The organism is Bacillota bacterium, assembly GCA_013178045.1.
GTDB lineage: Bacteria > Bacillota > Ch66 > Ch66 > Ch66 > Ch66.
Map to the genome: position 1 here is coordinate 22,539 of JABLXP010000018.1, position 12,235 is coordinate 34,773.

Annotated in this window: 11 protein-coding genes; all 11 read right to left on the reverse strand. The window is 49.0% G+C overall.

What is annotated here, in order from left to right; all coding sequences use genetic code 11:
* Positions 1 to 13 precede the first annotated feature (13 nt).
* The gene (locus HPY81_08640) at positions 14 to 952 is read right to left on the reverse strand and encodes a 3-hydroxyacyl-CoA dehydrogenase family protein (GenBank protein ID NPV27486.1); all 939 of its coding nucleotides are present in this window, start codon (positions 950 to 952) and stop codon (positions 14 to 16) included.
* A gap of 26 nt (positions 953 to 978) precedes the next feature.
* Positions 979 to 2,406: an aromatic ring hydroxylase gene (locus HPY81_08645; GenBank protein NPV27487.1), complete on the reverse strand. Its 1,428-nt coding sequence runs from the start codon at positions 2,404 to 2,406 to the stop codon at positions 979 to 981.
* Between the two features lie 47 nt (positions 2,407 to 2,453).
* Positions 2,454 to 3,230, reverse strand: coding sequence for an SDR family oxidoreductase (locus HPY81_08650; protein NPV27488.1), 777 nt, complete (start codon positions 3,228 to 3,230; stop codon positions 2,454 to 2,456).
* Between the two features lie 76 nt (positions 3,231 to 3,306).
* The gene (locus tag HPY81_08655) at positions 3,307 to 3,723 is read right to left on the reverse strand and encodes a MaoC family dehydratase (protein NPV27489.1); all 417 of its coding nucleotides are present in this window, start codon (positions 3,721 to 3,723) and stop codon (positions 3,307 to 3,309) included.
* A gap of 25 nt (positions 3,724 to 3,748) precedes the next feature.
* On the reverse strand, positions 3,749 to 4,159 hold the full coding sequence (locus tag HPY81_08660) for a hypothetical protein (GenBank protein ID NPV27490.1): 411 nt from the start codon (positions 4,157 to 4,159) through the stop codon (positions 3,749 to 3,751).
* Between the two features lie 18 nt (positions 4,160 to 4,177).
* Positions 4,178 to 4,978 carry a hypothetical protein gene (locus tag HPY81_08665; protein NPV27491.1) on the reverse strand — a complete coding sequence of 267 codons (801 nt, stop codon included), beginning with the start codon at positions 4,976 to 4,978 and terminating at the stop codon, positions 4,178 to 4,180.
* Between the two features lie 262 nt (positions 4,979 to 5,240).
* Positions 5,241 to 6,026: a 3-hydroxyacyl-CoA dehydrogenase family protein gene (locus HPY81_08670; protein NPV27492.1), complete on the reverse strand. Its 786-nt coding sequence runs from the start codon at positions 6,024 to 6,026 to the stop codon at positions 5,241 to 5,243.
* A 575-nt stretch (positions 6,027 to 6,601) separates the two neighbouring features.
* Positions 6,602 to 8,587, reverse strand: coding sequence for a sigma-54-dependent Fis family transcriptional regulator (locus HPY81_08675; protein NPV27493.1), 1,986 nt, complete (start codon positions 8,585 to 8,587; stop codon positions 6,602 to 6,604).
* Positions 8,588 to 8,930: 343 nt separating this feature from the next.
* The gene (locus HPY81_08680) at positions 8,931 to 11,006 is read right to left on the reverse strand and encodes a sigma 54-interacting transcriptional regulator (GenBank protein NPV27494.1); all 2,076 of its coding nucleotides are present in this window, start codon (positions 11,004 to 11,006) and stop codon (positions 8,931 to 8,933) included.
* Between the two features lie 19 nt (positions 11,007 to 11,025).
* Positions 11,026 to 11,808, reverse strand: coding sequence for an enoyl-CoA hydratase/isomerase family protein (locus tag HPY81_08685; protein NPV27495.1), 783 nt, complete (start codon positions 11,806 to 11,808; stop codon positions 11,026 to 11,028).
* Positions 11,809 to 12,077: 269 nt separating this feature from the next.
* Positions 12,078 to 12,235 (reverse strand): dihydropyrimidine dehydrogenase (locus tag HPY81_08690; protein ID NPV27496.1); only part of this gene is annotated, 158 nt, incomplete at its 5' end.

Genomic DNA, 12,235 nt, shown 5'->3' on the forward strand with positions numbered 1-12,235 from the left:
CTAAGATTTTTATCTACAGTTCACGAATGTTTTTTAACATTTTGAAAATTTTCATGGTCCTCTCCTTTTGGATTTCCTGAATGTCCACATTGCTATAGTCCTTCAGCCCCCGCCCGGACTTGACCCCCAACCAGCCCTTTTGGACCATTTCCACCGCCAGGGGCATTGGGCCGGTGTCATTACACAGGTGCGGGAAAAGGAACGACGCTACCTTGGTACTGATGTCCCAGCCTAAATGGTCGCGCAGTTCCAGCGGTCCTTCAAAAGCAAAGCGCGGGCCGTAAGTGGAAACAACCGCGGTGTCGATGTCCTCCCAGGTACACCACCCCTGGGCCATCATATAACCTGCTTCTCGCGCAATCACCGCCGAAAAACGGTTGACAATAAATCCCGGCACGTATTGATTCAGCACGGCGGGGGTCTTGCCTAACTTTGTAAGTAAGGCTTTGACTGTTTCTACGGTTTCGTCTGAGGTCTGGAGCCCACGGACGACCTCGACCAGAGGCATGATGTGGGGCGGGTTAAACCAGTGGGCAATGATCAACCTTTCTGGATGGGACACCTCGGCGATCTCAAAAATGTTCAGGGCCGAGGTGTTGCTGGTAAAAATAGTGTCAGCCGAACAAAGTTTATCCAGTATGGCAAAAAGTTCTCGTTTGGCCGGCGGGCTCTCATAAATGGTCTCAACCACGAAATTGGCCTGAGGCGCGCCCTCTTCGAGCTTATCCGTATAAGTGATGAGTTTCTGCGCCTTTTCAACTACATCCTCGGGAATCTCCCCCACTGAGCAGAGGGTCTGTAAGTTTCCAGCGATCATTTTTTGGGCTTTTTCCAGTTGCTCGGGACTCTGGTCGACCAGCGTTGTCTCAAAACCGTGGACCGCAAAGGCCAGGGCAATGGAATGCCCCATGGTGCCAGCACCGACCACCATAATCCGCCAGTTTTCGAACAATACGTTCACCCCTTTTCTCAATTAAACTAATCCTCAATCCCGGCCAGGTATTTGGCAATGGCCTTCTTGCTCTCGATATCATAGGAAGCGCGGATGGCAATTTTCTCCATGATCGGCGAGCCGCCACCATGGATACCACTGATTTGCGAAGCTGCTCCGGTGGCTGAGGCGATCATGTTCTCGATCAGCCGATAAGCCCGGTGCACTTTTTCCGGCGGAATATCGGCCTTGCGCATAATGTATTTGTTCAAAAAATCCTTGGTCTCGGGATTGAAGAAATCCTCTTCCCGCGGCAGAGTGGCGGCCAGACCACCGGCAATGTCGGCCAGAGTCTCAAACTCGTGGTAGATATTCACCCCGGCGTGGTAGCGGCCCACATTACAATACAATACATTAGGTACACAGGTCCCGGACGCCCGCTTTTGTCCAGTAGCACCAGCGGCAACTCCAGCGGCGTAGACCAGCTCCGCGACCGTAATCATTTCGGCGATCTTGTCACCGACGTGGGACGCCTTTTCAATCCCGTTATACTCAGCAACCAGGGCGGTCGCCCCCATCAAGATATCAGTCATCGCCGGCTTACAACCAGTATAACTGTGACGGTGGTATGTGGCAAAGAGAGCGGCCAGCTGGCCGGCCTGTTTGGTCTCACCGCACAGAAAAACACGTTCCCAAGGAACAAAAACATTATCAAAAACAGTTAACGAATGCGCCCCGCCCGCGTTTTCAATCGGTGCGTGCAGATGTTTGCGTGGTCGCTGGTTGTGGGTAACACTGATCAGGTAAACCCCCTCGGTATCAGCGGGAATGGCAAAGGCTACGGCATAGTCAGCGTCTTCCTTGGTCATCGCCCGGGTAGGGATGGCAATGATTTCATCAGTATATGGGGCAATGGTGTTGTGGGCTTTGGCCCCCCTCACCACAATCCCATCGGCTCTTTTCTCCACCACTCGGAGATAGAGATCGGGATCCTTTTGCTGATGCGGCCGCAAGCTGCGGTCACCTTTCACGTCGGTCTGGGCGCAGTTAGCCACTAGATCATTCTCCTGGAAATACCGTAAAAACTTGAGGAAACGTTCGTGGTAATTGGTGCCATGTTCTAGATCGGTCTCCTTGGTGATCACCGAGAGAGCGTTCATCGCATCGATCCCCATGCAACGCTGGATACAGCGGCCGGCTTTATGGCAAAGCAGGCGCGTGACTTTTTGTTTTGCCAATAGATCATCATTATTTTGGTGGATGTGCGTAAACCGGTTGATTTTCTCACCGGTAAGATGCGAGGTTGCGGTCAACAGGTCCGCATATTCAGGATCGTTAACCAGTTCATAGGTTAACCCAATGGTTCTGATCCCGGGCATAAATTGCGGGTCATCCCGAGGAACCAGTTTTCCACCCATGTATACATTGGGACGCATACGGCGCAGTTTTTCCAGATACTGTTCAAACGTTCTCATCTTAGAGCCTCCTTAATATGATGGTTTAGCTAATAATATCACCCCGATTAAACAATCGTCTCCCCACCATCGACAAAAAGGGTGTGGCCGGTGACATACCGGGACGCCTCTGACGCGAGGAACACTACTACCCCTTTCAGTTCGTCATCTCCGCCGAAACGCCGCATCGGAATACCCTGTAGCAGCCTCTCCCCCACGTGCTCCAGGGTCCAGGCTGACATGTCCGTAGGAAACCATCCTGGAGCGATGGCATTGACGTTAATGTTATACCGGGCCCACTTAGCAGCCAGATCCTTGGTCAGGGCAACAACAGCCGCTTTGCTGGCTGGGTAGGCGACCGCATCCATCTTTTCCGGTTCAGCCCCCATAACAGCTGCCGCAGAAGCAATGTTAATGATTTTCCCTCTTTTTTGTTCGAGCATCACCCGACCGACCTGTTGACAGCATAAGAAGGTACCGGTTATATTGGTATCGATCACCTTCTGCCAGCCTTTTAGCGGATACTCAAGTACCGGTGCCCCCCAGGTGGTCCCAGCGTTGTTTACCAATATATCAATCCGCCCAAACTCCTTCATCGTCACGGCCACCAGATTCTGCACTTCTTCAAGCTTGCTGACATTGCAACCAACCGCCAGGGTCCTCACCCCGGTTTCCTGGCGAATCTTTTCAGCCGCAGCTACGCACCGGTCCACCTTTCTGGCGGTTAAGACAATATTAACCCCCGCCTCAGCCAAGCCGGTTGCCATCTGATAACCCAAACCAACGGATCCACCAGTGATGATCGCGACCTGTCCTCTCAGGTCGAAAAGTTGATGAATATTCATAATACACATATCCTCCTTTGCTAATTGTTGTTAGTTAATCTGATTAAAAAGTTAATTGAAATTGAGATTGTCTCACTTAGATTAAATCCGATGAGAGTAAGACACTCCCCGTAGCCGTAAGCACCTTTTGTCCATTATCAATGGTCGCCCAGGTCTCTATGGCAAAATGGTATCCCTCCTGGTCTAAACTCACACCAGTTACCTGACCGTCAGTGTGTAGGGTTGACCCAACCGGAACCGGGGCAACAAAGGAAACATCCAACTGACCGCTCCGGGCCCAGGATAAGCCAAAAGCGCCCATTAACATCTCCGTGACCACCGCCATTAAGAGCATGCCATGGGCAATTCTGGTACCAAAGCGAGTAGTACGGGCAAATTCTTCGTCCAGGTGAAGACGGTTGTGGTCGCCAGACACTTCGGCATAAAGCTTCACCAATTCAGGTGTAATCACCAACTCGATCGGGGTAATCGTCATTCCTTTTTCCCATTCCACGAAGCAGCCCCCCTGATTTTTCAAGTTAACCACCAAGAATACTCGTGGTTCGACTCCGGTACACCACCGGCCCGTTTTCCAGGAAACCTTCAAGGTCAAAGGTTACCCAGGGTCTCCCATTCTTCACCCATTTTTCCTCAACTCTTCCGCGCACCTTATACACCGTCCCCACGGGCGCCAAACCTAGAAACGATGAGCGTTGGCGAACGTGGATGGAACCAGGGGGACGTTTGGGTTGGTCCGCCAGGAGACGGTGACAGAGCATCGCCAGCATAAATGGGGGTACAGGGTCCCCCTCTTTAACTGGTCTGGTATCGCCAAACAGCAAGCGATACTGCTTAACCCGTTCCGCATCGAGGAGAAAGGAAGCCACTCCAAGTTCCTGACCAATCTCTAATTGGGCATACCTGAGATCAATTTCCGGGACCTCAGTCATCGACTTCACCCCCTGAATCTAACATCCTTTAAATACCGGTTTCCGCTTTTCAAGAAACGCCCGCATCCCCTCCTTTTGATCCTGGGTTCCGAAGACCATGGCCCAGGCATCCGACTCTAACCTCAGCCCAGTCTCAATATCACAGCTCCAAGCCGCGTTCAGGGCCATCTTAGCCAACCGTAAAGCGAGCGGCGGCTTCTTGACCAGTTTCTTGGCCCAAGCTTTGGCCGTATCCATCAATTCCGCCAGCGGCACCACCCGGTTGATGATCCCTAAGGCCAGCGCCGTGTGGGCATCAATCGGTTCGCCAAAGAAGACCATCTCCTTGGCCCGGCATAACGACACATTCTGCGGCAGTCTTTGCGTCCCACCCCCACCGGGGAAAATTCCTACATTAATTTCTGGCAAAGCAAATTTAGCGTTATCGGCCGCAATTCGCAGGTCGCACAGCAACACGTTTTCCATCCCCCCACCGAAGGCATATCCCGCTACCGCAGCAATTGTTGGTTTCGGCAGTTCCGCTAGCAACCGGTGATGGGCCAAAACCAGATCCGCAAATTGACGGGCTTCGATCACCCCGTACTGAGAAAACGACACCAAATCCCCGCCCGCACAAAACACCTTCTCGCCGCCAGTCAGAATCACCACCCTGACCTCGGAGTCCTGGGCTACGCCCCTTAAAATCTCCAGGCGCTCATTAAGCATTTCTTCATTCACGGCATTTAAAGCCTTAGGCCGGTTAAACTGGACAATCGCGATATTATCCTCCACCGTAACCAGCATGTTCTTATACTGCTTATACCGGTAAGAGTGAAACATTGGAGCTTCCTCCTTTGCAAAGTGTTGAGGAATGCCAAGAAACTGTCTTGCTTAATCCATCATCACTAACACGTAAAAGTAAAGAACGTGCCGGTAAATTTGAGTACAGGATGATTGCTGATAACACACGTACCGACCTTCAAAGCATTTAAGGCAAATGTCTGAATTGTCCGATATTCGAACAAAAAATTTATTACAACACTGTCCGATTATAGAACAAACCCGGAAAATCAAGGGGCGGTGCTAAAACCGCCCCTTGATTTTAATAGGTATAAAATCCCTTACCCGTCTTTCGCCCATACTCGCCTGCTTTGAACTTCTCCTCCAGCAATTTTGGCGGTTTATCATCCGGATGGCCGGTTTCCTGGTAACGCTCCACCCGACGGTAATAAGCCAAATCAAGCCCCGTTAGATCAAGAAGTCTGAAAGGCCCCATCGGGTGGTTTAAGCCACCTTCCACAGCTATGTCAATATCCTGAGGAGAAGCGAAACCTTCCTCGGCCAGATAAAAGGCTTCCCGGGTAATCGCCGCTAAGATGCGGTTGACAACAAAACCATAGATCTCTTTATTTAGCACGACCGGTGACTTGTCAATTGCCCGGCAAAGATCAATGGTTATTTGCGCAGTTTCCTCTGAAGTGTGCGGCCCTTTCACCACCTCAACTACTTTCATCACCAGAGCTGGATTAAAAAAGTGCATATTACATACCTTTTCCGGCCGGTTGGTCGCATCGGCGAACCGCGAACTGACAATATAAGAACTATTACTAGCCAGGATTGCATGGGGTGGACACAGTTTCTCCAATTCAGCAAAAAGATTACGCTTCACCTTAATCTTCTCAACCACCGCCTCGATCACGAAATCAGCATTCCTGGCCGCTTCACTTAACTGGCTGGTAAAGTGAAGACGTTCTTTGGCCCCGGCGGCTTGTTCTGCGGTCAGCTTGCCCTTGGCGACCCGCTCCGGTAAGATTTCTTTAAACACTTTACCTCGGGGACTCTTATTGCTCCGCGATTCACCTCCTTCGAAAATCTCCTTAACTCCCAATAAAACCGCCTACTCCCGTAAGACAACGCTTACCTACCGGTTTTAAAAGTCGGGCTCAATTAATTATTAATTTTTCAATTAAAAAATTACGCAAATAACATGCCAAATTATTAAACATAAATTGATCCCTCGAGATCTATCTCTGACTCTCTGTTGAAAGAATTAAACATGTCCCAAAATCGGACAGTTAAGGTTAAAATAAATATCCGATTATGGGACAGTTCCGCGCTGTCGCAGCAAAAAAACAAGAGCCTTTAGCTCTTGGTTTTCCAGAATGTGCAATACGCGTTAATTATCACGGAACTATGCCCATTAATTTCCATATTGGAGCACACGCCAGCAGGCCCAAGGTGGGTGACGACTCCCTGTAAAACTATACCCGTAACGACCCAGTCCCCTGACTTCACGACCTTGACTGCTTCCTCCACAGTTACCAGTTACTACGATAAAGCTCCATTAAATCACCCATGATATACTCTCTTTTCTTTTAATTCAATAACATAAAAGTATTAAAGAAGCAGACCCGCTCACCCTCTCTTCACAGCTTCCGGAATGGATGTTCCATCTTTATTTTCTTACTCAATACAATATTCCTTAAGTTTACGATACAAACTACTCCGGGCGATCCCCAGTTCTTTCGCTACTCGCGTTTTACTACGAAATTGCTGCAAATAATGCCGAATCAACTCTTCCTCTACATTTTTAATGGATTGTCGCTGGGTTGAAATAACATTAAATACAGGCTTTCTATTCCTGACTGCATTATTACCCCCGCAACCATAAATTTCCTGCGGTATGTCGTTCAATGTAATAGTTGCACCCTGAGTAACCTGGAGCGCCCGTTCGATCACATTTTGCAGTTCTCTAATATTGCCAGGCCAATGGTAACAGTAAAACGCCTCCATTACTTCTGGGCTGATTTTTTCGACCCGCTTACCCAGACGTTTATTTATTTGCTGTAAAAAATGGGTGCATAATAATTCGAGATCGTCCTTCCTTTCCCGGAGGCTGGGAATTTCGATGGTAATGACGTTTAACCGATAAAAAAGATCAGGACGAAAATTACCTTTCTCCATTTCGAGACGTAGATTCTTGTTCGTGGCCGCAATAACCCGTACGTCAACCGAAACAGGTGTTTTCCCGCCTAGACGGACAACTTTTCTCTCCTCTAACACTCGCAATAAAATTGCTTGCAGATCTAAGGGCATTTCTCCAATCTCATCTAAAAAAATGGTCCCGTGGTTAGCCAACTCAAACTTGCCTGGGTTGCCGCCCTTCCGCGCCCCGGTAAATGCACCTTCTTCGTAACCAAACAATTCACTGGCGATTAATTCACGAGGAAATGCAGCACAGTTAATCGCCACAAACGGCTGCTTGCTGCGCGGACCGGCCTGGTGAATGGCTTGCGCAAATAGTTCTTTTCCCGTTCCGCTCTCACCAAGCAATAAAACGTTGCTTGCCGACATCGCTGCTGCTTTAGCCAATCGTATGGCTGGCACTAATCTACTAGACTGCCCGATAATTGCCGCAAAACCTTGACTAGCATAATCCGGGGTTGTGTATTGGCATTCTTTAATCTCAGAGTCTTTCCGTAAAATTACGACTACTCCGCTCCGCAGACCGCTGGAAGAAACGATCTGACGACAACTGATATTAAACTTGATCTTCTCCCCGGCCACGTTAATCGTTACCGATTCATCGGCTATTTCTCCATCTCGCTGTAACAAATCATAAAAGTAGGTGTTCTGGCGTTTCTTATTTCCTAATAAGGTCCTCAAATTAAGGCCAATGGATTTACTTTGATCTAATCGAAGTAGTTGACCGGCGGTACGATTCAAGTAGGTGATGTAACCAAATTTATCAACCACCAGGACCCCCTCTGACACAAGCTCTGGGATTACGTTCTTGTAAACCTTTTCAGATTCGCTATTTTCGTAAGCCCGCTGCAAAGCGATTTGGTTTTCGATGGCATTAACAGCCGCTACCACCAAACCTAGCGTGTGCTTAGATACCCGGTCAAAAGGTCCAGTCAAATCTAGCACACCCAATAGCGTTCCGTCCGGTTGACAGATTGGGGCAGCGGAACAGGTTGTGGTATAGGCACACAAGCAATAATGCTCATAACCATGGACCTGGACCGGCCGCTTTTCCACTAGAGCCATGCCAATGGCATTGGTCCCCATAACATTTTCCGACCAGTTGGCTCCCGGAACAAAATTGCCAGCCTCGGCAAATTGGAGCGCCTCTTCATCACCAATCAGCTCAAGTATGTAACCTTCATTGTCGGTAAGGGCGACCACGAACCCAGAACCCGCCACAAATTCAAACAGTCTCCTCATGGTGATTAAACTACAGGTAATTAGCTCTTCGTTTTTTCTTTTTCTTTCCATCAATTCATCATGAGTTAAAATAACCGGCGCTTTCTTCAGGTACGGACTCACTCGGTAATGTTCGCTTCTCTCCCACGATGCTTTAATCGTCTTACTTACACCGATAACCTCAAAGTCATCCTTGTTTCTTCTTAGGCGTTCCCACATACTTCTTACTCGATCAACTGACATTGGAACCATTACCCCCCTTACCAGTACGGCATTAATTTTGTGCACCAACTGCCAAGCGGAGATTATTACTTTGCTAGATTTAATTAATTCAATGCAAACCCCGTGCCAGTTTACAAGTCCCCTGTTTTTGACGCGTTATTTTGATTATTCTGTCAATATAAAGGATTCTCTGGGTTCTTTGTAATAAAAAAGGGGAAGTGGTTTTGATTATCACCACCCCCACTGTGGTCGGCAGGACGATTATTGCTCACTTAGGTTCCATTGAGCCAGATATTCTCGTATTCTCGGGCAGTCCCCGTTAGTGGTGACTTTCTCCACCACCCGGTGACTATTTTCACCGGTTCTACTTCCCCTCCGTTAGTCGGTAAGACTTAATCTTTTTAACGACTGTGGAATGATCCACCCCAAGAAGCCTGGCGGCAGCCCGAAGGCTTTTCCCTCGCGCGAGCGCCATTGACAGTAACTGCCTTTCTACCAGTTCACATCCCTGCCGCAAAGGGATCAGGGCACACACCTTGATCGGCATATCTGCTGTATTGGCACTTACTTCTCTGGGTTCCAACCCGAGCACATCGTCCTCATTGGTCAACACCAGTCGCTCGACAAAATTTTGCAGTTCGCGAACATTACCTGGCCAGCGGTAATTGACAAACCATTGGAGTAATTCAGAAGAAAACCGTTTTCTTAAACCATACTGCTGGTTGTACTTTTTCAGGAAAAACATGGCCAGGGGAACAATGTCCTCCTTGCGCTCTCTCAGGGCGGGTATGCGGATAGGAATCACATTGATCCGATAGTATAAGTCAGCTCGAAACTTCTTGTCCCTGACCAGGGCAAATAAGTCCCGATTCGAGGTAGCGATGATCCGGACATTCAGTTTAATCGGCTGGTTTCCTCCGACCCGGTAGATTTGCCGTTCCTGGAGGGCACGTAAGAGCTTTACCTGCAGGTTTAAAGGGAGTTCGCATACCTCATCCAGTAACAACGTACCACCATTGGCCAGTTCAAACAGACCTATTTTCCCCCCAGCATTGGCCCCGGTGAAGGCCCCTTTTTCATAACCAAATAACTCGGATTCCAATAGCAGCTCTGGGATTGCCCCGCAGTTAATCGCGACAAATGGCCCTTCTTTACGCAAGCTGTTCTGGTGGATCAGTTTGGCCACCACTTCCTTACCCACCCCTGATTCGCCGGTGATCAGGATAGTGGCCTCCGATTTCGCCACCATGGCTGCCAGGTGAATTTGTTTCTTCATCTCAGGGCTAACAATTACGACATCATCATTCCGCTGGATATTACGCAATTGGGCAAGTTCCATTTCATATTTTTGGGAAATTGCTTTAATCCGTTCGACCTCCTCTTGCACCCGACTCAATTCCGTCATGTCCCGAATATTCGTGACTACCCGAACAATATCTCCCTTTTCATCAAAAACAGGTACACTTGTGGAGACAGTTTGTCTATTATTGACCAGAGTTTGGGCCAGAGATACCGTTCGTTTTTCCTGCAATGTCCTCAAGGTGGCCGAAACGTCAAACAACCCGGTATTAAGTAAATCTTCCACGCGCCGGCCGACCAACTGACTCGCGTCCCGCTCCAGCAATTTCTCCAGGGCAGAGTTTACCCGGAGGATCACCCCGTGGCCATCGGTGACGACGATCCCATCATAGGTGACATCAAGAATGGTTTCCAGTTCTCGATACAATTGTTTCACGGTGTTCAATTCACTGTGGAGGGAATCAAGTTCCGATAAACTCTGAAAAATTGCTACCCCGCCAATGATTTTTCCGTCCCGGTAGATCGGGCTACGATTCGTCACGATCGTTTTGCCCGTAATATTGGTCTTTACCCCGTATTCGGGAATCCCCGTTTCGATCACCCGCATTAACGTCGTCTCTGGAAAGACTTCCGTCACAATACTACCCACCGCGTATTCGCGGGATACTCCTCTAATCTCTTCAGCGCTCCGGTTCATGTGGGTGATCAGACCATGTTGATTGACGGCCACAATGCCGCTTTGGGCCGCTTCGAAAAGCGCACTCAGGAATTCCCCATTGGCTTCAATATTGCTCAGGGCAAATTCTAATAAGGTGGCCTTATTAATCACCCCCAGAATTGTTTCACCCTCAGAGATCACGATCCAGGATTGCGGTAGCCGGATTACCTCTTCCACAAGCAAATCTACTCGCACCCTGGCCCAATCGCTCTGCATAATATCTTTTACCAGGAGATTTTTTTGGCCAAAGGCGGCATAGAAATCGTCTTTCGTCACAATGCCGAGAAAACATCCCGCCTGGTCGAGCACTATCCCGGCGTCACGTCGATTCTTGACCAGCGTGGCATGAACACTTTCAACGGGATCATCGGGTCGGAAACTCAAGTATATTGGGGGAACCAATTTTCTCAGGTCATGTCGCACGGGTTTTCCCCCTGTCAAATTAGCGGCCTTTGAACACCGGCTGCCTCTTTTCGAACCAGGAATTGATGGCCTCTTTCTGATCCACGGTTCCATTGCAGAAAGTGGCTTGAACCTGTTCATAGTACAGTCCAGCCATTCGGCTGCTCTCCATCGCCAGATTAATGCCCTTTTTGGCCAGCCGCACTGCCACAGGAGGCATGGCGGCGATACGTTTGGCCAATCGCATGGTCTGTTCCATGAGCTGGTCATCCTCCACCACCAACTCCACCAGGCCAATGACCCTGGCTTCTTCGGCATCAACTTCATCACAGGCAAGAATAAGTCTTTTCGCTTGCCCGGGGCCGACCAGTCGAGGAAGTCTGGTCGTCCCTCCCATGTCCGGGGAGAGACCAAACCTGACTTCGGGGAGGGAGATGCGGGCATTCCTGGCGGCCACTCTAATGTCACAGGCTAAAATCAATTCTGTCCCTGACCCGATGCACTTCCCCTGAATAGCCGCGATCACCGGTAGCGGGAAATCTTCCCACTTATTATATACCGATTGCAGCCAGCCCAGATGCTTCTGGGCAAATTCAGGGCTGACTGTACTGAGTTCCTTGAGGTCAATGCCCGCGGCAAAATGCTGACCAGCCGCATTAATGACTACCACCCTTACGTCATCCATCTCCTCGATCTCTCGCGCCGCCATTTCCATTTCTTTCCATACTTCAATGCCAAAAACATTAAATCTTTCTGGGCGATTCAAGGTAAGAATCGCGATTGGGCCTTCTTTGGCCACCAGCAGGTTTTTGTACTCAGCCATAACTTGTCCCTCCTAGATACCTTTATTTCTAATTGTAACATTACTATATCCTGAAGTTAATATCATATTGTCATTTGATGTAATTATCAACTTATTTTTCCATATTCTCTTTTAACGGTGTAACCAATATACACAAAGTGTATATTTTTGACACAATTTGGCACATCGATTGCTTTTTCCATCATGGCACAAATCCAGAAGCTGTGCGCTTTTAAGGTTTAGTTTTTTGCATAAAATATCCTTTTTAGAAGCTTCCGCATGCGTTTACCTTAGGACTGTTGGTTATCTCCCATTAAATATTGGTGAATCGACCGCGCCGCCACTTTTCCAGCCCCCATCGCCAGGATCACGGTGGCCGCCCCCGTAACGATGTCGCCGCCAGCAAAAACGCCAGGGATGGATGTAGCCCCATTCTTGTCGGCCACGA

Bases quoted from the DNA above. Each gene is read 5' to 3' on its own strand.
- HPY81_08650 (NPV27488.1), bottom strand. From the start codon at position 3,230: ATGAATATTCATCAACTTTTCGACCTGAGAGGACAGGTCGCGATCATC.
- HPY81_08660 (NPV27490.1), bottom strand. From the start codon at position 4,159: ATGACTGAGGTCCCGGAAATTGATCTCAGGTATGCCCAATTAGAGATT.
- HPY81_08645 (NPV27487.1), bottom strand. From the start codon at position 2,406: ATGAGAACGTTTGAACAGTATCTGGAAAAACTGCGCCGTATGCGTCCC.
- HPY81_08665 (NPV27491.1), bottom strand. From the start codon at position 4,978: ATGTTTCACTCTTACCGGTATAAGCAGTATAAGAACATGCTGGTTACG.
- HPY81_08685 (NPV27495.1), bottom strand. From the start codon at position 11,808: ATGGCTGAGTACAAAAACCTGCTGGTGGCCAAAGAAGGCCCAATCGCG.
- HPY81_08675 (NPV27493.1), bottom strand. From the start codon at position 8,587: ATGTCAGTTGATCGAGTAAGAAGTATGTGGGAACGCCTAAGAAGAAAC.